Consider the following 26,236-nt stretch of genomic DNA (forward strand, 5'->3'; position numbering starts at 1 on the left):
GACTGAGGGTGAGGCAGGCAGGGAAAGGAAGTACCGAATGAAGACGGTCCGACTTGGAAACTCCGGGCTGGAAATCAGCGCAGTTGTCCTGGGCATGATGAGCTACGGCGATCCGGAGAAGGGGTCGCACGGGTGGAGTGTGGGACTTGATGAAGCCAGGCCGTTCGTGCGGCGCGCCTACGAGGCGGGGATCACCACCTTCGACACAGCAAATGTGTACTCGGCCGGCTCGAGCGAGGAGATCACCGGCACCCTGCTCAAGGAGCTGGCACCCCGTGAGGAGGTCCAGATTGCCACCAAGGTCCACGGCCGGATGCGTCAGGCCCGTAACGGGGCCGGCCTCAGCCGGGCCGCGATCATGCACGAGATCGATGCGTCCCTCACCCGGCTTGGCACCGACTACGTCGACCTGTACCAGATCCACCGCTATGACCCGGTGACCCCGGTCGAGGAGACGATGGAGGCCCTGCACGACGTCGTGAAGGCGGGAAAGGCGCGGTACATCGGGGCGTCAAGCATGTGGGCCTGGCAGTTCGCCCGGATGCAGCATGTGGCGGAGCTGCACGGCTGGACCAAGTTCGTGTCTATGCAGGACCAGTACAACCTCCTCGAGCGGGAGGAGGAACGCGAAATGCATCCGTTCTGCCAGGCCACGGGTGTGGGCGTCATCCCCTGGAGCCCGCTGGCCCGCGGAAACCTGACCCGGCCGTGGGGTGCTGCCGGGTCCGGGACCCGGCAGGACACGGACGAGTTCGGCAAGGGGCTGTACAAGCAGGACGAGGACGCGAACAGGGCTATCGTCGACGCCGTCGCCGCCGTGGCGGAGGATCGTGGCGTGCCGATGGCACAGATCGCTTTGGCCTGGAGCGCGGGCAAGTCCGCCGTCAGCGCCCCCATCATCGGGGCGACGAAGGAACGCCATATCGACGACGCCGCTGCCGCCGTCGGGATTGCTTTGACCGACTCGGAAGTCCGGCGCCTCGAAGAGAGCTACACCCCGCGCTACCCCTCCGGGTTCTGACTCTTCCCGTGATGGGCGAGCGGCTCCCGGTGCGCCAGGATTTCGGCGAGCTCCGCGAGCCGGTGGGCGCGGGCTGATTCGGCCGGCGTGAACGGCTCGCCGGGACGGAAGAAGGTGATGGGTCCGTGCCAGGCGGTGGGAATCTTCAGGAGAGTGCCGGCGTCGTTCGTTTCCGTGCCGTTCGTTAGGGTGTGGCGGGCGGACTCGCTGCCGGGGTCGAGGATCCGGGCGGACAGCAGTTCCGCTACGGCCAGTGGAAGCTCCCCGGGTGCGGCGGCGATGCGGGCGGCCAGGGTCAGGGCCTTGGTCTGCCCGTCGGCCATGGCCAGGGCGGTGGTGGGCCAGACCTGCGGGCCCCGTCCGCCGCCGTCCGCCAGTGCCTCCAGCAGCTGGCGCTCGCTGACCTCACCCGGGGCGGACAGCACGAACTCATCCATCACCCCGCCCCGGACCGGGTGCACGTGGATGCCCAGGATGTTGGTGTCCAGCAGCGCCAGGGACCGGGTGATCCGCTTGAGGGAGCCGGGCTCGTCGCGGAGCACGGTGCGGGCACGCCACAGAGCCGGAGCCGCGCCAAGGTGCCGGCGGTGACGGAGCGCGGGGGCGTGGAGCCACCGCCGCAGGATCCGCGCGGCGGACGGCTCGGCCACCCAGATCACCAGGACGGTGGCCGTCAGGGTCAGGACGAGCACCTTGGCGACGTAGGGCAGATGCGTCTGCACCACCAGCGCGTGCACCAGGAGTTCGATCGGGAGCATGACGGCGACATTGGCCACCGTGAGGCGCGTCTTGGTGGGCTCGGGCATCTGCCCGCAGACCTCGCAGCTCAATTCGGCACAGCTCAGTTCGGCAGGGGATGGGGCGCTCGCGGTGGGCTTCATGCCCCCAGCCTGCCCGGCCGCTGTTACAGGGGCATTGCCCCCGCGTTCCGATCCCGCGAACCATCCCGCAAACCCTTGGAGTTTTTGTCCAGATAATGGCCTCTGATGGGGCTTTTGCACGCGATATCTGGATAAAAAACTCGCAGCCGGGCCAGGGCGGCGGCGTCCCCGTTCCCGGGCTATGGCCAGCCCCCGGCCCGGTCCTTAAACTGGAAAGACCAGCGTGCGGAGCTCCCGTACAACGGCCTGCTCGCACGGAAAAGTCCACTCGTGGAGAGCACCGCCATGCCCGTCAGCATCAGTCCAGGCCGTACCGGCCGCCTTGCCGCAGCAGGGTTCCTCGCCCTCGCCGCGCTCCTGGTCCCCGCACCCGTCGCCTCCGCCGGAGAGGCCCGGGCAGTGCAGTCCCGTTCGGACGATGTTGCCCCGGTCATCCTGCTGGACGGGGCCAAGGGCGCCGAAGGCATCGCGGCCGCCGGCAGCACCAAGTTCTTCGCCGGCGACCTCGTCACCGGGGACATCTACCGCGGTGACATCCGCAAGGACAAGGCCACCAGGTTCATCGATGTGCCCGCGGGCAGGATGGCCGTGGGCATGAAAGCAGACCGGCACAACGATCTGCTCTTCGTGGCCGGCGGCCCCACCGGCCAGGCCTACGTGTACAACACCGACACAGGAAAGACCGTCAAGACCTATCAGCTGACGAAGAAGGAAGCGTTCATCAACGACGTGGCGCTCACCCGCCACGGCGCCTGGTTCACCAACTCGCGGCAGGGTGAGCTGTACTTCATCCCGGTGGATGACGACGGCGGCCTCGGCAGCGTGCGCACGCTGACGCTGAAGGGCCCCGCCGCGGACACCAGCAAGGAGTTCAACCTCAACGGCATCGCCTACTCCCGCGACGGCCGCCGGCTGCTGGTGGCCCATTCGGGCAACCAGGCGCTCTACACGGTCAATCCGCGGACCGGCGCCAGCACCGAGATCACCGGCGTGAAGGTGCCCAACGTCGACGGCATCCTGGTCAAGGGCGGCACCGTCTGGGCCGTGCAGAACTTCTCCAACCAGATCAGCCGGCTCCGCGTGAACTTCCACGAGTCAACGGCCAAGCTGCGTGAGGTCATCAAGAGCCCCCACTTCAACATCCCGACGACGGCCGCACTCTTCGATGACACCCTCGCCGCCGTCAACGCCAAGTTTGGGGTGACGAACGCCAAGACCTTCGAAGTGGTCACCGTGGACGCACGTACCCACGCCACCAAGTAGCCCCGCCCGGTAGGCCCGGCTGAGGAGGCCCGTGCGGAGGGAGACGAACGCAACAGGACAGCGGGCGGCCGCCACGGGAAAGGCGTGGGCCGCCCCCATTAAGCTGGTAAGCGGACGCCAGTGCCGCCGTCGTCAGTTCCAAACTGCAACGAAAGGCGCGAACCCCCCGTGAAGCTGCTGGCCGAGATGTTCACCCTTGCCCCGGCAAACAAGGATCATCACGTCGCCGTGCGGTGCGCCGTGGGCGTCTTCGTGCCGCTGATCACCCTGGTGCTGCTGGGCCGCCTGGACCTGGCGATCTTTGCCTCCTTCGGCGCCTTCACCGGCATCTACGGCCGCGGCGAGCTGCACCGCAAGCGGTTCTTCATCCAGGTCCGTGCGGGTGCGCTCATGCTGCTGGTGATCCTCCTGGCCACGCTGACCGCCCGGCTGGTGCACGCCGGCGGCCTGTCCCCGGAGGCGGCCATCTGGCTGCAGGTGCTGGTAACCACCCTTGTGGCCGGGGTCTGCTCGCTGGTGATCGCCCGGTGGCGGCACCGGCCGGCTGGCTCACTGTTCCACATCTTCGCCTTCGCCGCGATCGCGTCCATCCCCAGCCAGCCGCCGCTGTGGCAGTGCATGCTGGTGTCCGTCCTGACCACGCTCTTCTGCCTGGCCGTCGGGCTGTCCTCCCGCGTACTGCGCAGCCACCGGACCCCGTGGGAGAAGCCCCCGCCCGTCCGCCTTACCGCGGAAGAGAAGCGGGCGGCGGGGCTCGAGGCGCTGGGCTACCTGGTGGCAGCGGGGCTCGCTGGCACCCTGGCCACCCTCGTGGGCCAGCTGCTCGGCTTCGGGCACAACTACTGGGCCATGGTGGCGGCGGTGGTTCCGCTGGTGGGACGCACCACGCGGCACCGCATCGCCCGCGGCGTCCAGAGGATCATCGGCACAGTGCTGGGCCTTATCCTCCTGGCGGGCATCCTGCTGCTGCAGCCAGTGCCGTGGCAGACGGTCCTGGTGATCGCCATCTGCCAGTTCGGCGCCGAGCTCTTCATCGCCCGGAACTACGTGCTGGCCCAGCTCTTCGTGACGCCGCTGGCGCTGACCTCCACGCTGCTCGTCTCCCCGGCCGCGCCCGGCATCCTGCTCCGGGACCGGATCGTCGAGACGGTGATCGGCGCCGCCGTCGGAATCGCCGTGGTGCTGGCGCCCGCCGTGTGGTCCCGGATGTCGCGGCGGACCTCTGCAGGCGTGCCGGCGCGGTAGGGCGCTATTCAGCCACGGGTTTATCTAGCCACGGTTCACTCGGCCACCAGCAGCGCCTGGGGCGCGGCCTGCTTCATCCTGGTTTGCAGCCAGCGGATTTCCAGCTCCGAGTCGCCCTCGCACTGCTCTACCACGCCCTGGAGTTCCCTGTCCCGGTCACCCTTGGCGGCCTGCCCCACCATCATCCACGTCACGTCGATGTGGTTGACCAGGACGTACAGGTCCTGCAGGTCAAGCATCAGCCCCAGTGGCCCGGAGCGGACCTTCCTGATGCCATCGGCCGTCAGCCGGTGCTCCTCCTCGCCCTCGGTGTCCTCGCCGTAGCGGTCAATGACCGGTTTCAGCGCCTCCCGGTGGGCATCGCATTTCTTGGCGAACGTCTGCAGGATGAAGTGCACGTCCGGCTCATCGCCGAGGCCCTCCGCAACCACGCGGAACGACGACGCGAGCGTGGCCTCCGCCTCGTCCAGCAGGCCGATGTAGACGGGAAGTTTCATCGCTGGGCTCCTGTTGCGCGGCGGGAAGCGGTGGTGTCCGGGGCCTTCGACGGGCCGTCGCCGCTGCGCAGTTTTTCCACCCGGACGGCGGCATTCTTGAACAGCGGCTGCTTGGACACCGGGTCCCACTCGGTGACGGTGAGTTCGTTCGCGGCGCGGTGCCGGCCGCCGTCGGGCACGTCCCAATACCCGTAGTGGAACGGCGCAAAGACGGTGCCGGGCCGGATGTCCCCCACGCGGACCGGGACTTCGAGGCTGCCGCGGCGTGACGTCACCCGGGCGATGTCCCCCTCCTGGCACCCCGCGCGGGCAGCGTCCTCGACGGACATCTCGATCCACGGCTCCGGCGCGGCGGCGTTGAGCCGGCGGCTGCGGCCGGTCTTGGTCCGGGTGTGGAAGTGGTACGCCGTCCGGCCGGTGGTGTAGCGCAGCGGGTAGTCGGCGTCGGGTTCCTCGTGCGGCGGGGTGTAGTCGAGTGCCTTGAGCCAGGCCTTCCCGGGCTGCACCGTTGCCTTGTACTCCGTTTCGCCCGTCGTGGCGCCGGTGAGGAGATCATGCCCGAAGGACTCGCAGTACTCCGGGGCGGTGGGGAACTCGCCGTCGGTGTACAGCCGCTCGGTGCCCCCGGGCTGACCGTCGGTGCACGGCCACTGGATGCCGCTGCCGCCCCTGAGCTTGTCGTAGCTGAGGCCCGTGTAGTCGCATGGGCGGCCGCGCGAGCATTCCTTCCACGCCTCGAAGCCGTCCTCGGGGCCCGACCAGTCCAGCAGCGGCCGCCCGTCCGTGTCCGTGAACCCCATTCGGCGGGCATAGTCGAGGAAGACGTCGAGGTCGCTCCGTGCCTCGCCCGGCGGGTCGACGGCTTTCTCGGACAGGTGGACGGTCCGGTCGACGTTGGTGAAGGTGCCGGTCTTCTCGCCCCAGGCGGCGCAGGGGAGGACGACGTCGGCATACTGCGCCGTCTCGGTGAGGTAGATGTCCTGGACCACCAGGAACAGGCTGTCCTTGTCAAGGATGTGCCGGATCCGTTCCAGCTGGGGCATGGACACGGCCGGGTTCGTGGCGGAGATCCAGAGCAGTTCGATGGAGCCCTGCTCGACGTAGCGGAAGATCTGCAGGGCGTGCGTGGGCGGAGCCCAGTCCGGGATGATGCCGGGGTCCACGTTCCACAGCCGGGCCAGGTCCTGCACGTGCTGCGGGTTCTCCCAGTTACGGAAGCCCGGCAGGTCGCCGTCGGCCCCGCATTCCCTGTTGTTCTGCGCGGTGGGCTGGCCGTTCATCTGCAGCAGCCCGCAGCCCGGCTTGCCCAGCATGCCCCGGAGCAGATGCAGGTTGTTGACTTGGCAGGACGATGCCGTCGCGTGGGCCGACTGGTAGAAGCCCTGCAGGACAGTGGAGAGGACCCTCTCCCCGGTGCCGAAGATCTCGGCGGCGCGGCGCACGTCGGCCGTATCCACGCCGCAGGTTTCCGCCACTTTCTCCGGAGTCCACGGCTCCACCACGCTGCGCAGCTGCTCCAGGTTTGCGGTGTGCTGGCTGATGTAGTCCTCGTCGATCCAGTTGTTGGCGAGGACCTCGCGGATCAGCCCGTTCATCAGCGCCAGGTTGGTGCCCGGATGGACCGCCAGGTGCACGTCGGCCCGGCGGGCAACCTCGGTGTCGCGCGGATCGACGCACACGAGCTTTGGCGGGTTAGGCCCGTCCAGCCGGTCCAGCACGCGCGCCCACAGCACCGTCTGCGTCTCAGCCATGTTGTGGCCGTAGAGGAAGATGGCGCTGCAGTCATCAATGTCCGTGTAGCTGCCCGGCTGGCCGTCGGCGCCGAATGATTCCTTCAGCGCCGCGGCGGCCGTGGCGGTGCACAGCCGCGTGTTGCCGTCCATGTGCGGAGTGCCGATTCCAGCCTTGCCTAGCATGCCCAGCGCGTAGTACTCCTCCAGGAACAGCTGCCCGCTGGTGTAGAAGCCGTGGCTGAGCGGGCCCTTGCTGGCCAGCAGCTCCTTGCTCCGCTCCACTATGCGGCCCATGGCGGTGTCCCAGTCGGTCTCCACCAGCTCGCCGTCCACCCGGATCAGCGGCCGGGTCAGGCGGTCCCGGTGCTGCTCGCCCTGCCAGCTGCCGTAGAGGCCTTTGGGCCCCAGCCGGCCGCGGTTCACCCGGTCCTGCGCGCGGCCGCGGATGCCCACCATTTTCCCGTCCTTGACGGCAATGTCGCAGCCGCACCCGTTGCTGCACAGGACGCAGGCCGACTGCACCCAGCGGTCCACGTCGCCGTCGGTCATCCCTTCGGCCAGGACCTGGTCCACGCGCTCGGGCCACGCCTGCCCGCTTCCGTGCGGCGTCCGCTCGCCCCAGATGTCTGCGATCCGGTCCGTCATGGGGTCAGCCTCCAAGGATGGTAAGTGAGCTTACTGTCCTTAGGTTACCCGCCGCCGTCGTCCGCGGAAGGGGCTAGTCAAGAGCGTTCGACGGCGGCCTCCCGGCCGGGTGCCGCGGCGATGGCATGGGGGACGGCCACCAGGGCGACGACCGCAAGGACGGCGGCGGCCGCGAACACGTAGAAGCCCCACGGGTAGGCGATGCCGGCGGCCACGAGCGTTCCGGTGACGGCCGGGCCCATGATCGCGCCGAACCTGCCCACACCGGCAGCGAACCCGAGGGCGGTGCCGCGGAGCCGGGCCGGGAAGAGCTGACTGACCCAGGCGTAGACCAGGACCTGGGAGCTGAAGACGAAAACGCCGGTCACGAACACGGCCGCGTTGAGCAGCAGCTCGCTTTGCACCTTGATGCTGAGGACGGCAAGGAAGACGGCGGAAAGCCCGAACCACAACAGGACGATCTTCTTGGTGCCGTGCTTGTCCGCAAGGATGCCGGCCACCACGAGCCCCACGACGGCACCCACATTCAGGACCAGCAGCAGCACCAGGCCCGCGCTGACGGTGTACCCGGCGGAGGCCATGAGCTGCGGGAGCCAGGTGTTCAGGCCGTACACCAGCAGGAGTCCCATGAAGGATGCCACCGCGATGCCGAGGGCGACGAAGGGGTAGGGCTTGCGGAGGAGGTCGCGGAAGCTGGCCTGCTGGCGGGCGGTGGAGGGCGTCGCTGTGGGCCGGGCCTCGCGGCTCCGGGCCTCTGCCCCTGCTGCCGCTGTTACGGCTTCTGTTTCCGCGGGCTCCACTGCGTGCGCAGGCGGCAGGGTCTCCGGCAGCCGGAACCACAGGAGCGGGACCAGGGCGAAACCGGCCACGCCGCCGACGACGAACATGATGCGCCAGTCCGGGACCACCAGAAGGGCCAGGAATGCGGTGGCGACGGCGCCCACGTGGTAGCCGGTCATGGTCCTGGTAGTGGACTTACCGGCCGTGCCGGCTGGGGCGTAGTCGTTCATGTAGGCCAATGCGGCCGGCAGGCAGGCGCCCAGGCCCAGTCCGGCGAGCAGGCGGAAGATGCCGAAGACGGCCACATTCGGCGCGAAAACGACCGCAATGGTGAAGAGCGAAAACCACGCCACGCAGGCCACAAGGAGGCGGCGCCGTCCCAGCCGGTCGGAAAGCGGCGCGATGAAGAGCGCCCCAATGCCCACGCCCACCAGTGAAATCGTGGCTGCGTAGGTGGCCCCGATGGCGTCGAAGCCCAGCTCATGGGTCTTGATCAGGGTAGGGATGACGGTGCCCAGCACCACCAGGTCGAATCCGTCCAGCACCATAGCCAGCCAGCAAAGCCAGACGGGCCACTGGGAGCGGCGGGCAGCAGGGAGCGTTGACATGGGAACCTCATCGTCCGGGTAGAAGCTTGTTACGGGATCGAAGGCGGCTTGTGGAGCTGCCGCTGCATATGGCCGGAAAGACCTTCTGGAGGACGGAATGCCGCGGCGCTGCAGGGAGCGTTTCGGCGTGCCGCCATCAGATTCGACATGAGAGTTGTATCACCGCCGGGTGTAATGTGGGACAACAAAAACCATTCAATGGAAGCAGGACCTTGGCCAACTCAGTCTCCGGGGATTCGGTGGTTGACCGCGTGGTGCGTGTCATCGCAGCATTCCCGGCCGGCGTCACCGTCCTGCAATTGTCCGAGCTTGCCGAGCGCGCGGACCTCCCCCTGACCACTGCCCACCGCCTGGTACGTCAGCTGGCAGCGCACGGGCTGCTGGAGACCAGCCCCGGGGGCTCGGTGCGGCTGGGGCTGAGGCTATGGGAGCTGGTCAACCGCAATTCGCCCACGCTGGCCTTGCGGCAGGCAGCCATGCCCTTCATGGAGGACATCCAGCATGTTCTCAACCAGAACGTGAACCTTGCGGTGCTCGACGGCTGGGAAGCGCTGTTTGTGGAGCGGCTGTCCCGGCGGGGATCGGTGGCGAACCGGGCCCAGATCGCCGGCCGCATGGCGGTCCACGTGTCGTCAGCCGGACTGGCCCTGATGTCGCACCAGCCCAAGCATCTCCAGGCCGAGTACCTGGACGAGTTCGCCGATCCCGCCGGAAAGGCGAGCCGGGACGAGGTGCGCGCCTTGCTGGCTGAGGCAGCAAACCAGGGTTATGCCGAACTTGCGGGCGTGATCGACCCCGACACCTGGGGCATTGCCGTTCCCGTGTTGGACGGCCAGAAGCGCGCGGTGGCGGCAATCGGCGTCGTGGTTCCCCTGCGGGAGATGCGCATGCAGGCGCTGGTACCCGCGCTCCAGACGGCGGCGCGAGGCATCGCGCGGCGGCTCAGCGAGGGTGCCGGGTAGGACGGCGGGGCGCTGGGTTGCTTCCATTGATCGGAATTGGTGTAACGCCAGCCACACTGCCCGGCGCACACTGTTAGCCAGCAACCACCTTCCGCCCGGACCTACGGGCCACGCAACGGAGCGAGGAACACCATGGCACGACAGATCATCACCACCCAGGTAGCCATCCTGGGCGCGGGCCCTGCGGGACTCATGCTGTCCCACCTGCTGGCCAAGGCCGGAATCGAATCCACCGTGATCGAAATCCGCAGCCGCCAGGAAATTTCGGAGACGGTCCGCGCCGGCATCCTGGAGCACGGCACGGTGAACATGCTCGTCGACAGCGGCGTGTCCGACCGGTTGCTGCGGGAGGGCGACCGCCACGACGGGATCGAGCTGCGGTTCAACGGCGAGAGCCACCGCATCGACTTCAAGGAACTCGTGGGGGAGTCCGTCTGGCTGTACCCACAGACCGACGTCTTCATGGACCTCGCCGCCCGCCGGGAGGCCGACGGCGGCGACGTGCGCTACAGCGTCACCGACACCACCACCCACGGCATCGAGGACAAGCCCAAAGTTTGGTTCACCGACGCAGACGGCGTGGAGTACGAGCTCCAGGCCGACTTCATCACCGGCGCCGACGGCTCACGCAGCCACTGCCGTTTCCAGATCCCCGAGGTGCACCGCAAGTGGTACTTTCACGAGTACCCGTTCGCGTGGTTCGGCATCCTGGCCGAGGCACCCCGCAGTTCCGACGAGCTGATCTACGCCAACTCCGAGAACGGCTTTGCCCTCATCAGCCAGCGCACCGAAACCGTGCAGCGCATGTACTTCCAGTGCGACCCCAAGGAAAACGTGGCCGACTGGACCGATGAGCGAATCTGGGCGGAGTTCCGCAGCCGCGTCAACGGCAACGGCTTCGAACTGAAGGAAGGCCCGGTCATCGACAAGATGGTCCTGCCGTTCCGCAGCTTCGTGCACACGCCGATGCGGCACGGCAAGCTGTTCCTGGCCGGCGACGCTGCGCACACGGTGCCGCCGACCGGCGCCAAGGGCCTGAACCTGGCGATCCACGACGTCAAGGTGCTGTTTGAGGGGCTGGACAGCTACTACAACAGCGGCTCCACCGCCCTCCTGGATTCGTACAGTGACCGCGCCCTGGACCGCGTCTGGAAGGCCCAGCAGTTCTCCTACTGGATGACCACCATGCTGCACACCCCTGCCGATGCCGGCGACTTCGCCCGGGCCCGCCAGCTGGGCGAGCTGCACTCCGTGGTGTCCTCACGGCACGGCCAGGCGTACCTTGCCGAGGCCTACACTGGCTGGCCGTCACACTAGTCTTCCGCACGACAGGCCCCGGACCTCATGACGGGCCAGGCGCCCCGCCGTCGGGCTTAAGATCGGGTCCATGGAAGCCATAACGATCATCGGCGGCGGCATCGCCGGCCTCGCGCTCGCGGCGGGCCTTGACCCGCAGCGCTTCGACGTCGCCATCCACGAGCAGCGGCCCGGCTTTCCGGCAGTGGAGACGTCGCTGGCCATGTGGCCGGAGGCGCAGGCGGCGCTGGCGGTCTTGGGAGTGCTGCCGCAGATCAGGGAGGCGGGCACAGCGTTCGGCGGGATGGCCCTGCGCGACGCCACGGGTACAGCCCTGGTGGCGCCCGAGGTCCGCGGGGTCCGCGGCGTCTCACGCGCGGACCTCATCAGGATCCTTGATGCCGCGTTGCCGGCTTCCGTGCAGCGCATCGAGGGCAGGGTGGATGACATTCCGGCCACCGGCCCGCTGTCGTCGGGCCTGCTGGTGGGGGCCGACGGCGTCCACAGCGTGGTGCGACGCTCCTTCTGGGGCGCCAGGTCACAGGCAAAGCTGACGCCGTACCTGGCGCTGCGGGGCGTCCTTCCCGGTCCCGTCCAGGCCGGCGCCGGAGGGGAATACTGGGGCCGCGGGCAACTGTTCGGCATCACGCCAGCGTCCGCCAGCCGGACCTACTGGTATGCCTCGTTCCGCTCGGACCTCGGGCCGGCGGGCGTTGATGCAGCCGAAGCGCTGAAGCAGGCAATGGAGCGCTTCGCCGGAAGCGCGCCCGCCGTCCGGACAGCGCTGGAGCAGGCCACGGCGGACGCCACGCTGGCGCAGCGGATCTGGACCACGCCCAACCTGGGCAGCTTTGTGCGGCCGGGCGCCGTCCTGGCCGGCGACGCCGCCCACGGCATGACGCCCAACCTGGGCCGCGGCGCCTGCGAGGCGCTCGTAGACGCCGTCACGCTGGCCGAACTCCTCAACGTCCATCGGATGGAAGACGCGCTCAAGGCCTACAACCGGCAGCGCGCCCTGAAGACCCAGCTGTTGCGGCTGGCTTCCTCCGCCATGGCGGGTGTGGCCCTGACCGAACGGGCACAGCCGCTGCGCGACGGGCTGCTCAGGCTGGCTACCCGTTGACACCGGCGGTGCATCCGTATCAGCCGGACGACGGCGGTGACGTCAGTCCTGCTGCAGCGTTTCGGTGAGGTGGTGCGTGGGGATGCGGTCGCGGTCGTAGGTGATTTCGGTGTAGCCGTGCGGTTCCGGCTTGCCGGTGGAGCTGAGGTTCACGAATACGATCTCCTCAATGGTGAGGATGCTCTGCCGGGTGATCATGTTGCGCACTTCGGCGCGCATGGTCATCGACGTCCGGCCGAAGCGCGTGGCGGTCAGGCCCATCTCAATGAGGTCGCCCTGGACTGCGGAGCTGACGAAGTTGATTTCGGAAATGTACTTGGTGACCGCGCGGCCGTTGCCCAGCTGGAGGATGGCGTAGATGGCGGCTTCCTCGTCGATCCATTTCAGCAGGCTGCCACCGAACAGGGTGCCGTTGGCGTTGAGGTCCTCGGGCCGGACCCACTTGCGGGTGCGGAACGTAATGTCTTTGGTTTCCATAGCGCGAGATTAGCCGACGGCGGCCTGCCCCACCGGAGTGTGACGGCCGCCGCCGGTTGTGTGGGGCGGTTCAGGCCATGGCAGTATGCGCCGCACTGCGCGAGTTGATCGTCTTGGCGAAGCAGAACGAGTACTCGACGCCGATGTAGGGACCGAAGTTGGGAACCGGATCGAAGCCGGAGCTCGCGTAGAAATTGCGGCCGTCGGTCTGCGCCGAGCCCGCGTCCGCAGTGATCCGGGTGATGCCCTGGGCAAAGGCCTCGGCCTCGAGGGCGGCCAGGATGGAGCTCGCCACGCCTGAACCGCGGGTGTACGGGAGAACGTAGAGGCGCTTGATTTCCGCCGTCCCGGAATCGAGCAGCCGCAGGCCCCCGCAGCCCACCGGCTGGCCCGAACCCTTGTCGTAAGCCACGAGGAACACGGCGGTGTCCACTTCGGAGGGCTTGGGTCCCGGCTCATGGTCGGGGCACCCGAAGCGGGCGTCCAGTTCCGCCTGCTGTGCCGCGCGCAGATCAGCTCCCACAGGATTCGACCAACTGACTTTCCGGATGTTGAGCCTCGGATTGGTCTGCATCTGTGCCTCGATTCGCCGAAGGGTTATGCGAATTAAGGCTAGAAGCGCGCCGTTTCCGCGGTGTTTCCTGCCGGTAAGCGCTGTGGGAACACTTCGCCGGACCTAGCCCGTGGTCTTTCCCATCGGGTCCTCGGCGGTGGGGTCGGCCAGGGCAAGGCCCCCGACGGGGCTGGCATCCCAGTGAACCAGGTTCCAGCCGGCCTCGGGCTCGCCTTCCAGCGCCACGATCCCGGTGTTGGCGAGGACGTGCCGGGCGGCGAACTCCATGTCGATGTTGCCTGCCCGGTGGCCCGCCCAGACGCGGATCGCGGCACCGTGGCTGACGACGGCGACTGCGCCGGTACCGGCGGCTTCCGCGGACACCTTGGCGATCGCGGCGTCATAGCGTTCGAAAAACTCGCGCCCGTTGGGCCCTCCGGGCATCCGGCGGTCGAAGTCGCCGTCGGTCCAGGCGAACACGGTGCTCATGTACCGCCGGTGGGACTCGTGGTCCGTCAGCTTTTCCAGGGCGCCCGCCTCGATCTCGTGGATACCGTCCAGGATCTCCACATCGAGGCCGAGCTCCCGGCTCAGCGGCTTGGCGGTGATCTGGGTGCGGACCAGGGTGGAGGCGTACAGCGCACTGATCGGCTCGTTCGCCAGGGCCCGCGGCAGGGCCTCGGCCTGGCGCTCGCCCAGCTCGGTCAGGCCGGGGCCGGGGTGGGCGGTGTCCAGCTGCCCCAGCACATTCCCGGGAGTTTCGCCGTGGCGGATGAGCAGCAGCCTCATGGTTTCGCGTTCCTTATCGTCGTCGGGAAGGTAGGCGGGACAAGCCGCCGCAAAACGGGACCGGCCGCTTCGTGCAGGAGCTGTCTTGCCGAAGCCGCCGGAAACGGAAGCGGTGCCGGGCAACATAGCCGGCACCGCCGTCGTGCTTATTTAAGGTGATCAACCAGCTGGTCCGCGATGCCGGTGTACTTGCCCGGCGTCAGGGCGAGCAGCCGCGCCTCTGCCTCTGCGGAGAGGCCCAGGCTCTGGACGAACTCCTGCATCCGGGCGGCGTCCACGCGCTGGCCGCGGGTGAGGTCCTTGAGTCGCTCGTACGGGTTCTCCATGCCTTCGACGCCGGCGATTGCCTCCGCGCGCATCACCATCTGGATGGCTTCGCCCAGGACTTCCCAGTTCGTGTCGAGGTCCCCGGCGAGCACGCTCTCCGCGACATCGAGCCGCTCCAGGCCTTTGGCCACGTTGGAAATGGCCAGCAGGGAGTGGCCGAAGGCCACGCCGATGTTGCGCTGGCTGGAGGAGTCCGTGAGGTCGCGCTGCCAGCGGGACGTGACAAGCGTGGAGCCCAGCACGTCCAGGAGCCCCGAGGAGATCTCCAGGTTGGCCTCGGCATTTTCGAAGCGGATCGGGTTGACCTTGTGCGGCATCGTTGAGGAGCCGGTGGCGCCTGCCACGGGAATCTGCGCGAAGTAGCCGATCGAGATGTAGCTCCAGATGTCCGTGCAGACGTTGTGCAGGATCCGGTTGAAGCGGGCGACATCGGCGTACAGCTCTGCCTGCCAGTCGTGGCTTTCGATCTGCGTGGTCAGCGGGTTCCAAGTCAGGCCCAGCTTCTCCACGAACGACTTCGCGACCTGCTGCCAGTCCGCGCCGGGGACGGATGCCACGTGGGCGGCGTACGTGCCCGTGGCGCCGTTGATCTTGCCGAGGTATTCCGTTTTGGCGACGCGCACCAGCTGCCGGTTCAGGCGGTGCGCGATGACGGCGAGCTCCTTGCCCAGGGTGGTGGGCGTGGCCGGCTGGCCGTGCGTGCGGGACAGCATGGGAACGGCGCGGTTATCTTCTGCCATCTTGCTGATCTGGGCCACGAGGGCACGGGCTGCGGGCAGCCACACGTCCTCCACAGCGCCCTTCACGCCCAGGGCATAGGAAAGGTTGTTGATGTCCTCCGAGGTGCAGCCGAAGTGCACCATGGCGGTGAGGTTCTCGATGCCGATGGCGGGCAGGCGGCGGCCGATGTAATACTCCACGGCCTTCACGTCGTGGACGGTGACGGCTTCGATTTCGGCCAGCTCGGCGACGGAGGAGGCATCGAATTCGGTGACGATCGCCCGCAGCTGCTGCTGCTGGTCCCCGGTCAGGGGGCCGGCGCCGGGGAGGACGTTGTCCCCGGTCAGGTGGATAAGCCACTCCACCTCGACGGCCACCCGGTCGCGGTTGAGGGCTGCCTCGGACAGGTAGTCAACGAGGGGGCCGACGGCGGACTTGTAGCGGCCGTCCAGCGGGCCGAGCGCGATTTGTTCCCCTGACGCGGCGAGGGCGAGGCGTCCGGAGGGCGTACGGGTGTCAGCTGTGGCGGCAGTTTCAGGCATGACCTGATTCTTTCATGAAGTTCTGTGCCCGCTGAAGCACCGGATTCCGTGTGACTTCTCCTCCACAGCCCCTGACCCGCGCACTTCTCCACATGGACGACGCCGGCCGTTCCGCCGGCGGCGGACGGCGCCTTAGCGTCGTGGGCAGGAAGCGAGAGAAGGGCTGACGCCGGAGCGTTGGCCCGCAGTGGATGGGGGTATCCGGATGAGCGCCAGCGGGACAGTGATGAGCGCCAGCGTGACAGCGGCCGACGCCGCGGCATGTTCGTCGCGGAGTTTTGAGGTCCAGCTGCTGGCCGGGCGGGTGGAGGCCTGCGCGGAACAGGTCGATGCTGTACAGGCAAGGCTGACGCAGCTCCAGCTGATGGACTGGCAGTCCCCTGCCGGGCTGGCGTACAGATCCAGTCTCCGCTTACAGGCCGTTGCCCTTTGCCGGGCCCGGGAAGGAGTGCTTGCCGCCGCCCTCGCCCTGCGGCGGCACTCCGTCCGTGTCACCGGGGCCGCCCTTCCCACCGCCGGTGGCTACTGATGGCCGAGGCCGCGCCGGGCGGTGGCGGCGGGCAGCTGCGCCCCCTCGAACCGGCCTCCAACGCTGTCCTTTCCGTGCGCGGCGGAGTAGGCGGGATCTCCTTCCAGCTGGAGGAACTGGATTCGGGGGCGCGTGAGCTGGATGTGCTCGCCCGGGATCTGGCGGCTGTCGAACTGGGCATGTACAGGGTCTGGGAATCGCTGGGAAGCTACCAGCGGGACGATCCGGCCAGCGGTGCCGGGGCCCTCACTGCCGTCTGGGAAGGGCAGCGTTCCGTAGCGGCGGTGCGGGAGGAGGTGGAGCGCCTTGCAGGGGGTGTGCGCGCCTGCCAGCTCGAGTACAGCGCCGCCGAGACGGCGAACCTGCTCATCACACATCTCCATTGGGACGCACCATGGTTGTGGGGACGGCAGGCAGTTGACCTCGCCCTGGTTGGGGACTGGCGGGACTGGCGGCCCAACACGGCAAGTACCGAGGCGATCGCCTCGAGCGATCCGGTGGTGGCCGCTGGCTTCCTGGCCGCGCTTCTGGGGATGCGGTCCGGTGAGATGGATGCCGCCACGGAAATGGCGCTTGCCTCCGGCGGGGGCTCCAGTGCGCCGGTCCTTGTCCGCATGCTGATGGACCGGGTAAGGCCCGACCTCAAGCCGCGGCCGGTGAAGGCGCTGCAGGAAAGCTCCGGCGAGATTGCCCTGGACGCCTCTCCGGCAGGTCTTCTTGCCCGGGCAGGGGAGGTGGACGACGCCGGCCCCGGCCGAATCGAGATCATCCGGACAACCACCGGGGGTCGGGGCGCGTTCATCGTCGTCATCCCCGGAACTCAGCCCGGCAACATGGGTGGCCCCAACCCCTTCGACGAGGCCGGTGTCGGCGAATCACTGGGGTACGGGTCCGAGTACACGGCCGCAGGCATCCGGGCGGCCCTGCGCCAGGCCGGTGCGGAGGCCGGGGACCAGGTGGTGGCCGTGGGCTACAGCCAGGGCGGCATCCATGCCATGAACCTCAGCCAGGACAAGGCCTTCCTGACCGAGTACAACCTCAAGTACGTGCTGACCGCGGGATCGCCGGTGGGCGCCATAACCCCGGAGCCGGGCATCAGCAGCCTGCATCTGGAGCACCGGCAGGACTGGGTTCCCGGCAGTGAGGGCCTCCCCAACCCGGACACCAAGGAACGGGTGACAGTCACGCTCAACGGTCTCGTCAGGACGCCGCCCGGTGTGGACGCCGGCCTCGGTCCCGGGCACAGGCTCACCAACTATGAGGCGGGGGCCCGGGCAGTCTCGGCGAGCCCGGATCCTTCCCTGGCGGCGTCCACTGCCGCGCTTGCCGGGGTGGTAGGCGCGGGAGGGACTGCCAGGGCCACCCGGTTCCAGCTGGTCCGTGCGCCAAAACCGCCCACGCCCGCGGGGCTGCCGCCACTGCCCGCCCTGGGCAGGACGATCCTACCCATCGGCGGGGGTGTCAGTGGTGGCGGAAGTGCCGGCGCCGGCGGGGGTTTCAGCGGTGGCGGGCGCCGGGGACCCGGTCTGCCACCAGCGAAATGACGGTGATGATGATGGCGGCCAGCAGGGCGGTCCAGAAGAACGAATCGATAGTGAAGTGCACGGGCGTGTAGCCGCTGATCCAGGAGGTGAGATAGAGCATCGCGGCGTTGATCACAACAGTGAACAGGCCCAGCGTCAGGATGGTGATGGGCAGGGAGAGGAAGCTGACGATCGGCCGCACGAAGGCGTTGACCAGGCCGAAAATCAGTCCGATGAACAGGTACGCGAGGACAATGCCGGCGGCGTCAGTTCCCTGGTTCACCCCGGTCTTGGCTACAGCTTCCGTGGTGGCTGTGGTGGAGATATCCAGGCCGGGCAGAAGCCAGCTGGCAATCCACAGCGCCAGTCCATTAATGATCACGCGCATGATGAAAGACCGCATGCGCCCATGCTGTCACACCGCAAGGTCGGGCAGGCAGTCCGGGGCATAGGCTAGGTGGCATGACTTCATCAGAGACTATGGCGGGGGGCTTGAGGCCGCGACCGGTGGTTGACCGGCTGCCCCGCTACGCTGCCGGCAAGCCGCCCGTCGCCGTCGACGGCCTTGCCAGCTACAAACTGTCGTCCAACGAGAACCCGCTGCCGCCCATCCCGGCCGTGGTGGAGGCCATTGCCGCCCAGACCGACTTCAACCGATATCCGGATCCGCTCAGCACCAAGCTGCGTACCGCGCTCGCCGGATTCCTCGACGTTCCGGCCGAGGACATCGTCACCGGTGCCGGCAGCCTCGGCGCCCTCACCCAGTTGCTGACCACGTTCGCCGGCCAGAATGACGACGGCAAGCCCGACGAAGTGATCTACGCCTGGCGGTCGTTCGAGGCCTATCCCATCTGCGTGGGGCTGGCCGGGGCAGAGAGTGTGCGTATCCCCGTGACGGCTGACGGCCGCCATGACCTCGACGCCATGGCCGCGGCCGTGACCGCGCGAACCAGGGTGATCCTGCTGTGCACTCCCAACAACCCCACCGGCCCCATCCTGACCGCCGAGGAAACCGAGCGCTTCATCAGGGCGGTGCCGTCGGACGTTGTAGTGGTCATCGATGAGGCTTACCAGGAGTTTGTCAGGGCGGAAGACGCGGTGGACGGCATCCAGATGTACCGCAAGTACCCCAATGTGGCGGTGCTCAGGACGTTCTCCAAGGCACACGGCCTCGCCGGCCTCCGGGTCGGCTACAGCGTTTCCCAGCCCCAGCTCACCCAGCATCTGCGCGTAGCCGCCACCCCGTTCGCGGTCTCGCAGATCGCCGAACAGGCCGCCGTCGTGTCGTTGCAGAATTTTGGCCAGGTTGTAGAAAGGGTACAAAGCCTGGTGGCTGAGCGGGACCGGGTAACGGCAGGTCTCCGGGACCTCGGTTGGTTCGTTCCGGACGCCCAGGGCAACTTTGTGTGGCTCGATCTTGGCGAGAACAGTGCGGAGTTCGCCCAGCTCGCCGGGGAACGGGCGCTGTCCGTGCGTGCCTTCGGAAATGAAGGTGTCCGGGTCAGCATCGGCGAAGTGGAAGCGAACACGCGATTCCTGGAACTCTGTGCGGTTTACACAAAACCGCCACGCCGTTCCTAGCGCTTAACAAACAGCCGGCACTACCTACGCCGGATAAAGTAAGGAACAGTAAGCCAAATATATATGCCTCACCGGGAATGCATTCCCAGCAAGGCATATATCCCAGCGACATTGCAACGCATCCGGATGCGGCAGGCAAGGAGACGGTATGGGCGCAACACATCTGCCCTCCACCGAGTTCGATGGCACGGAACTGGACGACCAGCTCGAGGCGCAGGCCGAGGCGGCCCTGGGTGTGCCTTCGAGTGAAATGGTCCAGCTTCTGGGCCCCGATGGCACGCTGGGTACCGACTCAGTGTTCTCGGAGTATGCCGCGCGTCTCGACGCCGAAAAACTCCGGGGTTTCTACGCGGACATGGCGGCCATTCGCCGGTTCGACCAGGAAGCCACGGCATTGCAGCGGCAGGGCCAGTTGGCGCTGTGGGTTCCGCTGACGGGCCAGGAAGCAGCCCAGATCGGGTCCGGGCGTGCCAGCCAGCCGCAGGACTACATCTTCCCCACCTACCGGGAGCACGGCGTCGCCCTGACCCGCAACGTGGACCTGGCCGAACTGCTGAAGCAGTTCCGCGGCGTCTCCAACGGCGGCTGGAACCCCAAGGACACCAACTTCCACCTGTACACGTTGGTGCTAGCTGCGCAGACGCCCCACGCCGTCGGGTACGCCATGGGCATCCAGCGCGACCAGCGCCTGGCAGAGGCTCAAGGAGTGGAGGGCGCCCAGGGCATCGACGGCCCGGCCGGGCCGAAGGCGGCCGTCATGGTCTACTTCGGCGACGGTGCCAGCTCCGAGGGCGACGTCCACGAGTCCATGGTGTTCGCGTCCTCGTACAACGCCCCGGTGGTCTTCTTCTGCCAGAACAATCACTGGGCCATCTCCGTGCCTACCGCTGTGCAGACCCGGATCCCGCTCTCCAACCGCGCCAAGGGCTACGGCTTCCCGGGCATCCGCGTGGACGGCAACGACGTCGTGGCGGTACACGCCGTCACCGAATGGGCGCTCGAGCACGCGCGCCAGGGCAACGGCCCGGTGCTCATTGAGGCCTTCACCTACCGCGTGGGCGCCCACACCACGGCCGATGACCCCACGAAATACCGCGAGTCCTCGGAAGAGGCCCTCTGGCGGGAGAAGGATCCGCTGGACCGGCTGGAGAAGTACCTCCGCGCTGAGGGCATGGCCGATGACGCCTTCTTCGCGCAGGTTGCCGCCGACGGCGACGAACTCGCCGCCTACATCCGCAAGTCCACGTATGAGTCGGACGCACCGGACATCAGGACCGCCTTTGCCAACACCTACGTCGAGGCTCACCCGCTCGTGGCCGAGGAACTGGCGTGGTTCGAAGAGTACAGCGCGGGCTTTGCCGGCGGCGACGAGGAAGAAGGGGCAAGCCGCTGATGACCACCATGACCATTGCCAAGGCCATTAACGAAGGCCTGCGTGCCACGCTGAGCAACAACCCCAAGTCCCTCCTCATGGGCGAGGACATCGGCCCTCTCGGCGGCGTCTACCGCGTCACCGACGGCCTGATCGGCGAATTCGGAGCGGACCGGGTGGTGGACACCCCGCTCGCAGAATCCGGCATCATCGGCACCGCGATCGGCCTGGCGCTACGCGGCTACCTCCCGGTTGCCGAGATCCAATTCGACGGCTTCGTCTTCCCCGGCTTCAACCAGATCACCACCCAGCTGGCCAAAATGCACTCGCGCAGCAACGGCAACCTCACTGTGCCCGTGGTCATCCGCATCCCCTACGGCGGCGGCATCGGCTCCATTGAGCACCACTCCGAGTCGCCGGAGGCGCTGTTCGCGCACACCCCCGGGCTGCGCATCATCACTCCGTCAAACCCCCACGACGCTTACTGGATGATCCAGCAGGCCGTGAACTGCCAGGACCCGGTGATCTTCTTCGAACCGAAGCGCCGCTACTGGCTCAAGGGCGAGGTCGACACGGAATCAGCCGGCCCGGCCGAGGATCCGTTCAAGGCCCATGTGGTCCGGGAAGGGACCGACGCCACGGTGGTGGTCTACGGCCCGCTAGTCCCCGTGGCCCTCGCTGCCGCCAACGCCGCGGCGGAGGACGGGCGCAGCATCGAGGTGATCGACCTGCGCTCCATCTCGCCGATCGACTTCGACGCCATCGAGGCCTCCGTCAAGAAGACGGGCCGGCTGGTCGTGGCGCACGAGGCTCCCACCTTCGGCGGCATCGGCGGTGAAATCGCCGCGCGGATCAGCGAACGGGCCTTCCACTCGCTGGAGGCGCCGGTCATCCGGGTGGGCGGCTTCCACATGCCGTACCCCGTGGCCAAGGTCGAAGAGGACTACCTTCCGGACATCGACCGCATCCTTGAGGCGCTGGACCGCGCCTTCGCGTACTGACGCCGTCGCGCACCAGCACCTGCTGACCCTTCGCCTACCGGCTCCGCACCTCCCGGAGCGGCCGAGCATTCGAACCCGAGGATCCCATGACGCTTAACAAGTTCAACCTCCCCGACGTCGGTGAGGGCCTGACCGAGGCAGAAATCGTTTCGTGGAAGGTCAAGCCCGGCGATGAGGTGGCCATCAACGACGTCCTGTGCGAGATCGAGACGGCCAAGTCCCTCGTCGAACTCCCGTCGCCGTTCGCCGGCACCGTCACCGAACTGCTGGTCGCGGAAGGAGAGACGGTGGACGTGGGGACCGCCATCATCAGCGTCTCTGACACCATGCACGGCGACCCCACACCGGCCGACGCGCCGGTGCCCGCCGCTGAGGCCACCGAGCCGGCGCTGATGTACGGAAAGCTGCCAGCCGACGATGAAGCTGCCGCTGGCGGCCTGGCCGCCGGGCCGCTGGTGGGTTCAGGCCCCAAGGCTGACGCCGTGAAGCGGCGCCCGCGCAAGACCAGGCCGGCGATTCCGGCAGATGCAGTCCACGGCGCGCCGGAGGTGGAGCCTGTCCAGCCGCGGTCCGCGAAGGATGCGCTCTTGGACGGTCCGCCCAGCGCCGGTCCGGTGGCAGGGCCTGCCGTGACGAGGCGGCCCGAGTGGACGCCCGCTCTTGAAACTGACAAGCCAACGCTGGGCGGGGCCATTTCCGGGCTCATGAACAGGGTTCTGGCCAAGCCCCCGGTGCGGAAGATCGCCCGCGACCTCGGCATTGACCTGGCCGACGTCGTGGCCACGGGCGCGCGCGGCGAGGTGACCCGCGAGGACCTGGTCAGCTACCAGGCGCAGCGCGATGCGGAAGTGGACAAGGCGGACACCTTCTGGGGCACGTCAGGCCGTCCGCAGGAGCAGCGGATCGAACGGGTCCCGGTCAAGGGCGTCCGCAAGGCCACCGCGAAGGCCATGGTGGAGTCGGCGTTCTCCGCGCCGCACGTGAGCATCTTCGTGGACGTGGATGCCAGCCGCACCATGGAATTCGTCAAGCGGCTCAAGGCTTCACGCGACTTCGAGGGCATCAAGGTCTCCCCGCTGCTGATCCTCGCGAAGGCTGTCATCTGGGCTGCAGCGCGGAACCCGAGCGTGAACGCCACCTGGGTGGACAACGCGGACGGCAGCGACTCCGCGGAGATCCACGTCAAGCACTTCATGAACCTGGGCATTGCCGCGGCCACGCCCCGGGGGCTCATGGTCCCGAACATCAAGAACGCGCAGGACCTGTCCCTGAAGGAACTGGCGCTGGCCCTCAACGAGCTCGCCACCACCGCGCGTGCCGGCAAGACCCAGCCGGCGCAGATGCAGGGCGGCACGCTGACGGTCACCAACATCGGCGCCCTCGGCATCGACACCGGAACTCCCATCATCAACCCCGGCGAAGTGGCCATCGTGGCGTTTGGCACCATCAAGCAAAAGCCGTGGGTCCTGGACGGCGAGGTCATTCCGCGCTGGATCACCACCCTTGGCGGATCCTTCGACCACCGCGTGGTGGACGGTGACCTTTCAGCGCGCTTCATGGCCGACGTCGCCGCCATCCTGGAAGAGCCGGCGCTGCTGCTCGACTGACCGGGACTGCTGCTCGACTGCCGGTCCGCGGAGCGGTACCCTCCGGGAAAGGGGGGGAGGGCCGGACAGTCAGGGACGGGGTTTCCATGGGTGAGGATCGCGGGATGAGCATCCGCGTGAAAAACCGTGTGGCCCGGGTCATTACGGAGGCGCTTCAGCCGCCGATCACCGTGGCTTTGCTGCTGCTCCTTAGCCCGGCCCTGGAACCGGGCTTTCCGGGCACCGTGTGGTTCGGCGCCGTGGCGGTGCTGTTTGTGTGCGTGCTGCCCCTGGCCGCCGTCGTCCTTCTGGTCCGTCTGGGCAAGGTGACGGACCACCACGTCAGTAACCGCGAGCAACGGGCGCCGGTGCTTGCCATGACGGTGGTGTCACTGCTCGCGGGGCTGGCGGTGCTCCTGGCCATTAACGCGCCGTACAGCGTCATTGTGGTGGTGCTGGCCATAGTGGGCGGCGTGGTGGTGCTCGCCGCCATCAGCCTGTTCTGGAAAATCAGCGGCCATGCGGGGGCGATCGCCCTGACCACGGTCATCGCGGTGCTGATCCTGGGCGCCCCGTGGCTTCCGCTGCTGCTGCTGATTCCCGCTGTGGGCTGGTCCCGGGTGGTACTGCGTGCCCATACGGTGGCGCAGGTTGTTGCGGGCGCGCTGGTGGGCGGCGGCGTCACCGCAGGATTGTGGTGGGTACTCCGAGAGGTGCTGGTGCGGATCGGCTGACGCCGGGCACCGGTCTAGTAGGCGGTGTAGGAGCTGGCCAGCAGCTGGGCCATGGCCGGATCGGCGGACATGCCTGCCATGCTTACCGCGGCGGCCAGCATGACGCCGGATACGGCGGCGATGCCGGCGCTCACGAGCGTGAGGAACTTCCAGTCCTCGCGCAGAACGCTCTTCAGCGTGTCAGGCAGCTGCAGGTCGGGGGAGATGAGGTTCGGGGCGCTGTCCACGGAGCCGTCATCGAGGAGGGCGATCACACGGTCCGCGGAGCGGTCCACGCGCATGGCGCTGATGTGGTTGCCGTGGCGGGCGAGGAGGATGTCGTGGCCGACGAGGTGGCGACGCTGGAGTGTAAGCACAGTGTTCCCCTGAAAGGTAGATTTGGGTTTGTCCGCACCATCGGGGGCACCTCCAATTTTATCTTTCAGGCCTCGCCGGATTGCCGGAAAACGTGGTGAGACTGCCCACCAGCCGGGGTGATCCGCGTCAAGTGAGGCTTGCGCTGGGCAGGCCCGCAGTACGCTGCCGGCAGTGCGCAGGCCTACCCGAGTCAGGGCGGCGCCGGGGCTAGTCCGCTCCGTAGGTATTCGCGATGTAGACGTCGCAGGACGCACTGTGTGCCACGCTGTTGGCCACGCTGCCCAGCACGCGCCCGAGGCCCTGCATGCGGCGGTTTCCCACCACGATCATTCTCGCCTCAAGGCGGTCCGCCTCCCTGACCAGCGCCTCGGCGGGCTTGCCCCGTGCGGCGGAATACGTGATCTCGAGTTCGCCTGCCGCCAGGGCGGCCGCCACCTCCCGGGCCACTCTTTCAGCTTCGCCGGCGTCCGACACGATCCAGCGGTCACTGCCGCTGCCGAAGACTTCGGTCCGGTCGGTATCGAACGCGGACACGACGTGGAGGCGGGCGCCCAGCGCGCCGGCCAAGTCCCGCGCCACCTCCGCTGCCTTGCGTGCGGTACCGCTTCCGTCCACACCCACAACAATGGTTTCCGCCATGGCCTTATCTCCTTTGCTTGTTCCGGATGATCTGATGTCCTGGCCGCCCGCAGCTCAGGCCAGGGCGTCTATGGCTTCCTGCAGCACCGGAGCCAGGCGCCGCACCCCTTCGGCGATGGCTTCCGGCGGAACGGCACTGAAAGCCAGGCGCAGCTTGTTCGACGGTTCGTCGGAGTGCGTGAAGGCTGCGCCGGGAATGAAGACGACGCCGGCATCGATTGCCTTGTGGAGCAGGGGGTACGTGTCCACGCCCTCCGGCAGCGTCACCCAGACGAAGAATCCGCCCTGCGGCCGGGTCCAGCTGAGCCCTTCAGGCATGTGCTTCTCCAGTGCCGCCAGCATCGCGTGGCACCGCTCGGCATACAGCCCGCGGTACGTCTCGATCTGGCCCTTCCAGTCGTAGTCGCGAAGGTAGGCCGAGACCAGCATCTGGTTTAGTGTAGGTGGGCAGAGCGTGACTGCCTCGGAGGCCAGGTAGTAACGGCGCTGCAGGTGGGCCGGAACCAGGGCCCAGCCGATGCGCAATCCCGGGGCAAAGATTTTCGAGAACGATCCCATGTAAATGACGTCGTCAGGGTTGTCTGCGCGCAGCGGGGCCAGCGGCTCGCCGTCGAACCTCAGCAGCCCGTACGGGTTGTCCTCCAGCACCAAAATGTTGGCGCGGCGGCAGATTTCCACGATTTGCTGCCGGCGCTCCTGCGCCAGCGTGATGCCCGACGGGTTGTTGAAGTTGGGGATGGTGTAGAGGAACTTGATGTTTTTCCCGGCGGTCTGGAGCGCCGCGATCCTGGCCTCGAGAAGATCAGGCACCAGGCCGTCGTCGTCCATGGGCACGGCCTCCACCTGGACCTGGTATGCCTCGAACGTGTTGAGCGCCCCCACATAGGTCGGTTCCTCCACAAGGGCCACGTCGCCAGGATCGCAGAACACCTTGGTGGCCACGTCCTGGGCGGACTGCGAGCCGGCGGTGATCACCACGTTCTCGGGCCGCGCGTCCAGGATGCCTTCGGCGGCCATGACTTCGCAGATCTGTGTGCGCAGTTCCTCAGTGCCCTGGCCTCCGCCGTACTGCAGCGCCGTCAGGCCGTCCTCGGCGATGATCCGCGCGGCCGTCTGGGCAAGTTTTTCGAGGGGCAGGGACTGCAGGTAGGGGCTGCCCCCTGCCAGGGAGACCAGGCCTGGCCGCATGGAAATGTCGAAAACATCCCGGACCGCCGACTGCTTGATGTTCGCGGCTCGCTCGGAGAAGAGTTCATCGTGGCGGTGGGCTGATGTCGCGGCCCGCTCGATGGCGTCGATGGCTTCGGCGGGGAGGACGGCTGCGGCGGCGTCGAGTGTCTCGTGGGTCACAGTCCCAGAGTACAGCCATGGGTTGCTGGTTAGGCAACAGCTGTTGACTTATCTTGTGGAACCTTAGGAACCAGGACCGCCGGGCACCTTTACGTCGGGCGG

25 protein-coding genes are annotated in these 26,236 nt (G+C 67.6%); 13 read left to right on the forward strand and 12 right to left on the reverse strand.

Annotated features, from left to right (window positions below; translation table 11 throughout):
• Window positions 1–37: 37 nt before the first annotated feature.
• A complete protein-coding gene (locus ACTHQX_RS09710; RefSeq protein WP_440157174.1) occupies window positions 38–1,021 on the forward strand; it encodes an aldo/keto reductase in 984 nt (327 codons plus the stop codon).
• Here the strand turns inward: ACTHQX_RS09710 and ACTHQX_RS09715 are convergent.
• Window positions 1,003–1,902 carry an amino acid-binding protein gene (locus ACTHQX_RS09715; RefSeq protein ID WP_440157176.1) on the reverse strand — a complete coding sequence of 300 codons (900 nt, stop codon included), beginning with the start codon at window positions 1,900–1,902 and terminating at the stop codon, window positions 1,003–1,005. The genes ACTHQX_RS09710 and ACTHQX_RS09715 overlap by 19 nt on opposite strands.
• A gap of 270 nt (window positions 1,903–2,172) precedes the next feature.
• On the opposite strand from ACTHQX_RS09715, the gene ACTHQX_RS09720 reads away from it, so the two are divergent.
• Both ACTHQX_RS09720 and ACTHQX_RS09725 read left to right on the forward strand, forming a co-directional pair.
• Window positions 2,173–3,165 (forward strand): SMP-30/gluconolactonase/LRE family protein, encoded by a 993-nt coding sequence (locus ACTHQX_RS09720; RefSeq protein WP_440157178.1) that lies wholly within the window; start codon window positions 2,173–2,175, stop codon window positions 3,163–3,165.
• A 168-nt stretch (window positions 3,166–3,333) separates the two neighbouring features.
• Window positions 3,334–4,410 carry an FUSC family protein gene (locus tag ACTHQX_RS09725; RefSeq protein ID WP_440157180.1) on the forward strand — a complete coding sequence of 359 codons (1,077 nt, stop codon included), beginning with the start codon at window positions 3,334–3,336 and terminating at the stop codon, window positions 4,408–4,410.
• Between the two features lie 35 nt (window positions 4,411–4,445).
• On the opposite strand, the gene ACTHQX_RS09730 is transcribed toward ACTHQX_RS09725, so the two are convergent.
• The 3 genes from ACTHQX_RS09730 to ACTHQX_RS09740 form a co-directional block, all read right to left on the reverse strand.
• Window positions 4,446–4,907 (reverse strand): hypothetical protein, encoded by a 462-nt coding sequence (locus ACTHQX_RS09730; protein ID WP_440157182.1) that lies wholly within the window; start codon window positions 4,905–4,907, stop codon window positions 4,446–4,448.
• Window positions 4,904–7,285 carry a molybdopterin oxidoreductase family protein gene (locus ACTHQX_RS09735; RefSeq protein ID WP_440157184.1) on the reverse strand — a complete coding sequence of 794 codons (2,382 nt, stop codon included), beginning with the start codon at window positions 7,283–7,285 and terminating at the stop codon, window positions 4,904–4,906. Before ACTHQX_RS09735 ends, ACTHQX_RS09730 begins: the two co-directional genes overlap by 4 nt.
• Window positions 7,286–7,362: 77 nt before the next feature.
• Window positions 7,363–8,673, reverse strand: a complete 1,311-nt coding sequence (locus ACTHQX_RS09740; RefSeq protein WP_440157186.1) for an MFS transporter — start codon at window positions 8,671–8,673, stop codon at window positions 7,363–7,365.
• A 212-nt stretch (window positions 8,674–8,885) separates the two neighbouring features.
• Between ACTHQX_RS09740 and ACTHQX_RS09745 the strand changes: the two genes are divergently transcribed.
• From ACTHQX_RS09745 to ACTHQX_RS09755, 3 genes are all read left to right on the forward strand, one after another.
• Window positions 8,886–9,635, forward strand: coding sequence for an IclR family transcriptional regulator (locus ACTHQX_RS09745; RefSeq protein ID WP_440157188.1), 750 nt, complete (start codon window positions 8,886–8,888; stop codon window positions 9,633–9,635).
• Between the two features lie 132 nt (window positions 9,636–9,767).
• Complete coding sequence (locus ACTHQX_RS09750) at window positions 9,768–10,952, forward strand: 4-hydroxybenzoate 3-monooxygenase (RefSeq protein ID WP_440157190.1); 1,185 nt, start codon at window positions 9,768–9,770, stop codon at window positions 10,950–10,952.
• Between the two features lie 70 nt (window positions 10,953–11,022).
• Window positions 11,023–12,054 (forward strand): FAD-dependent monooxygenase, encoded by a 1,032-nt coding sequence (locus ACTHQX_RS09755; RefSeq protein WP_440157192.1) that lies wholly within the window; start codon window positions 11,023–11,025, stop codon window positions 12,052–12,054.
• Window positions 12,055–12,096: 42 nt separating this feature from the next.
• Here ACTHQX_RS09755 and ACTHQX_RS09760 read toward each other — a convergent pair whose 3' ends face one another.
• The 4 genes from ACTHQX_RS09760 to purB all read right to left on the reverse strand — a co-directional run bounded on the left by ACTHQX_RS09760 (window position 12,097) and on the right by purB (window position 15,462).
• Window positions 12,097–12,531: an acyl-CoA thioesterase gene (locus ACTHQX_RS09760; protein ID WP_111903068.1), complete on the reverse strand. Its 435-nt coding sequence runs from the start codon at window positions 12,529–12,531 to the stop codon at window positions 12,097–12,099.
• Between the two features lie 70 nt (window positions 12,532–12,601).
• Entirely contained in the window at window positions 12,602–13,105 is a 504-nt protein-coding gene (locus tag ACTHQX_RS09765) for a GNAT family N-acetyltransferase (RefSeq protein WP_440157194.1), read from the reverse strand.
• A gap of 102 nt (window positions 13,106–13,207) precedes the next feature.
• Window positions 13,208–13,873, reverse strand: coding sequence for a histidine phosphatase family protein (locus tag ACTHQX_RS09770; protein ID WP_440157276.1), 666 nt, complete (start codon window positions 13,871–13,873; stop codon window positions 13,208–13,210).
• 146 nt (window positions 13,874–14,019) lie between these two features.
• Window positions 14,020–15,462 (reverse strand): adenylosuccinate lyase, encoded by a 1,443-nt coding sequence (purB, locus tag ACTHQX_RS09775; protein WP_440157196.1) that lies wholly within the window; start codon window positions 15,460–15,462, stop codon window positions 14,020–14,022.
• 205 nt (window positions 15,463–15,667) lie between these two features.
• Here purB and ACTHQX_RS09780 point away from each other — a divergent pair, with 205 nt between their 5' ends.
• Entirely contained in the window at window positions 15,668–15,991 is a 324-nt protein-coding gene (locus ACTHQX_RS09780) for a hypothetical protein (protein WP_440157198.1), read from the forward strand.
• Window positions 15,991–17,535, forward strand: a complete 1,545-nt coding sequence (locus tag ACTHQX_RS09785; RefSeq protein ID WP_440157200.1) for a hypothetical protein — start codon at window positions 15,991–15,993, stop codon at window positions 17,533–17,535. The genes ACTHQX_RS09780 and ACTHQX_RS09785 overlap by 1 nt, the downstream gene beginning before the upstream one ends.
• On the opposite strand, the gene ACTHQX_RS09790 is transcribed toward ACTHQX_RS09785, so the two are convergent.
• Complete coding sequence (locus ACTHQX_RS09790) at window positions 17,489–17,917, reverse strand: phage holin family protein (protein ID WP_236805825.1); 429 nt, start codon at window positions 17,915–17,917, stop codon at window positions 17,489–17,491. The two genes, ACTHQX_RS09785 and ACTHQX_RS09790, sit on opposite strands and share 47 nt — an antisense overlap.
• 59 nt (window positions 17,918–17,976) lie before the next feature.
• Here ACTHQX_RS09790 and ACTHQX_RS09795 point away from each other — a divergent pair, with 59 nt between their 5' ends.
• From ACTHQX_RS09795 to ACTHQX_RS09815, 5 genes are all read left to right on the forward strand, one after another.
• Window positions 17,977–19,095, forward strand: coding sequence for a histidinol-phosphate transaminase (locus ACTHQX_RS09795; protein ID WP_440157202.1), 1,119 nt, complete (start codon window positions 17,977–17,979; stop codon window positions 19,093–19,095).
• A gap of 148 nt (window positions 19,096–19,243) precedes the next feature.
• The gene (gene pdhA, locus ACTHQX_RS09800; RefSeq protein ID WP_440157203.1) at window positions 19,244–20,488 is read left to right on the forward strand and encodes a pyruvate dehydrogenase (acetyl-transferring) E1 component subunit alpha; all 1,245 of its coding nucleotides are present in this window, start codon (window positions 19,244–19,246) and stop codon (window positions 20,486–20,488) included.
• Complete coding sequence (locus tag ACTHQX_RS09805; RefSeq protein WP_395400063.1) at window positions 20,488–21,468, forward strand: alpha-ketoacid dehydrogenase subunit beta; 981 nt, start codon at window positions 20,488–20,490, stop codon at window positions 21,466–21,468. The genes pdhA and ACTHQX_RS09805 overlap by 1 nt, the downstream gene beginning before the upstream one ends.
• Before the next feature lie 86 nt (window positions 21,469–21,554).
• Window positions 21,555–23,075, forward strand: coding sequence for a 2-oxo acid dehydrogenase subunit E2 (locus ACTHQX_RS09810; protein WP_440157205.1), 1,521 nt, complete (start codon window positions 21,555–21,557; stop codon window positions 23,073–23,075).
• Window positions 23,076–23,179: 104 nt separating this feature from the next.
• Complete coding sequence (locus tag ACTHQX_RS09815; RefSeq protein ID WP_440157207.1) at window positions 23,180–23,788, forward strand: phosphatase PAP2 family protein; 609 nt, start codon at window positions 23,180–23,182, stop codon at window positions 23,786–23,788.
• Between the two features lie 14 nt (window positions 23,789–23,802).
• On the opposite strand, the gene ACTHQX_RS09820 is transcribed toward ACTHQX_RS09815, so the two are convergent.
• The 3 genes from ACTHQX_RS09820 to ACTHQX_RS09830 form a co-directional block, all read right to left on the reverse strand.
• Window positions 23,803–24,144: a hypothetical protein gene (locus ACTHQX_RS09820; protein ID WP_236805816.1), complete on the reverse strand. Its 342-nt coding sequence runs from the start codon at window positions 24,142–24,144 to the stop codon at window positions 23,803–23,805.
• Between the two features lie 208 nt (window positions 24,145–24,352).
• Window positions 24,353–24,784: a universal stress protein gene (locus tag ACTHQX_RS09825; protein ID WP_440157210.1), complete on the reverse strand. Its 432-nt coding sequence runs from the start codon at window positions 24,782–24,784 to the stop codon at window positions 24,353–24,355.
• 54 nt (window positions 24,785–24,838) lie between these two features.
• Window positions 24,839–26,134 (reverse strand): aminotransferase-like domain-containing protein, encoded by a 1,296-nt coding sequence (locus ACTHQX_RS09830; protein ID WP_236805814.1) that lies wholly within the window; start codon window positions 26,132–26,134, stop codon window positions 24,839–24,841.
• Window positions 26,135–26,236: the final 102 nt, after the last annotated feature.

It is taken from the genome of Arthrobacter sp. SAFR-023, from assembly GCF_051965295.1.
In the GTDB taxonomy this organism is placed as follows: Bacteria; Actinomycetota; Actinomycetes; order Actinomycetales; family Micrococcaceae; genus Arthrobacter.

Excerpts from the sequence above, each read along its gene's own strand:
- ACTHQX_RS09710 (WP_440157174.1), top strand. The coding sequence starts at position 38 with ATGAAGACGGTCCGACTTGGAAACTCCGGGCTGGAAATCAGCGCAGTT.
- ACTHQX_RS09715 (WP_440157176.1), bottom strand. The coding sequence starts at position 1,902 with ATGAAGCCCACCGCGAGCGCCCCATCCCCTGCCGAACTGAGCTGTGCC.
- ACTHQX_RS09730 (WP_440157182.1), bottom strand. The coding sequence starts at position 4,907 with ATGAAACTTCCCGTCTACATCGGCCTGCTGGACGAGGCGGAGGCCACG.
- ACTHQX_RS09735 (WP_440157184.1), bottom strand. The coding sequence starts at position 7,285 with ATGACGGACCGGATCGCAGACATCTGGGGCGAGCGGACGCCGCACGGA.
- ACTHQX_RS09740 (WP_440157186.1), bottom strand. The coding sequence starts at position 8,673 with ATGTCAACGCTCCCTGCTGCCCGCCGCTCCCAGTGGCCCGTCTGGCTT.
- ACTHQX_RS09750 (WP_440157190.1), top strand. The coding sequence starts at position 9,768 with ATGGCACGACAGATCATCACCACCCAGGTAGCCATCCTGGGCGCGGGC.
- ACTHQX_RS09755 (WP_440157192.1), top strand. The coding sequence starts at position 11,023 with ATGGAAGCCATAACGATCATCGGCGGCGGCATCGCCGGCCTCGCGCTC.
- ACTHQX_RS09760 (WP_111903068.1), bottom strand. The coding sequence starts at position 12,531 with ATGGAAACCAAAGACATTACGTTCCGCACCCGCAAGTGGGTCCGGCCC.
- ACTHQX_RS09765 (WP_440157194.1), bottom strand. The coding sequence starts at position 13,105 with ATGCAGACCAATCCGAGGCTCAACATCCGGAAAGTCAGTTGGTCGAAT.
- ACTHQX_RS09770 (WP_440157276.1), bottom strand. The coding sequence starts at position 13,873 with ATGAGGCTGCTGCTCATCCGCCACGGCGAAACTCCCGGGAATGTGCTG.
- purB (WP_440157196.1), bottom strand. The coding sequence starts at position 15,462 with ATGCCTGAAACTGCCGCCACAGCTGACACCCGTACGCCCTCCGGACGC.
- ACTHQX_RS09780 (WP_440157198.1), top strand. The coding sequence starts at position 15,668 with ATGAGCGCCAGCGGGACAGTGATGAGCGCCAGCGTGACAGCGGCCGAC.
- ACTHQX_RS09785 (WP_440157200.1), top strand. The coding sequence starts at position 15,991 with ATGGCCGAGGCCGCGCCGGGCGGTGGCGGCGGGCAGCTGCGCCCCCTC.
- ACTHQX_RS09790 (WP_236805825.1), bottom strand. The coding sequence starts at position 17,917 with ATGCGGTCTTTCATCATGCGCGTGATCATTAATGGACTGGCGCTGTGG.
- ACTHQX_RS09795 (WP_440157202.1), top strand. The coding sequence starts at position 17,977 with ATGACTTCATCAGAGACTATGGCGGGGGGCTTGAGGCCGCGACCGGTG.
- pdhA (WP_440157203.1), top strand. The coding sequence starts at position 19,244 with ATGGGCGCAACACATCTGCCCTCCACCGAGTTCGATGGCACGGAACTG.
- ACTHQX_RS09805 (WP_395400063.1), top strand. The coding sequence starts at position 20,488 with ATGACCACCATGACCATTGCCAAGGCCATTAACGAAGGCCTGCGTGCC.
- ACTHQX_RS09810 (WP_440157205.1), top strand. The coding sequence starts at position 21,555 with ATGACGCTTAACAAGTTCAACCTCCCCGACGTCGGTGAGGGCCTGACC.
- ACTHQX_RS09815 (WP_440157207.1), top strand. The coding sequence starts at position 23,180 with ATGAGCATCCGCGTGAAAAACCGTGTGGCCCGGGTCATTACGGAGGCG.
- ACTHQX_RS09825 (WP_440157210.1), bottom strand. The coding sequence starts at position 24,784 with ATGGCGGAAACCATTGTTGTGGGTGTGGACGGAAGCGGTACCGCACGC.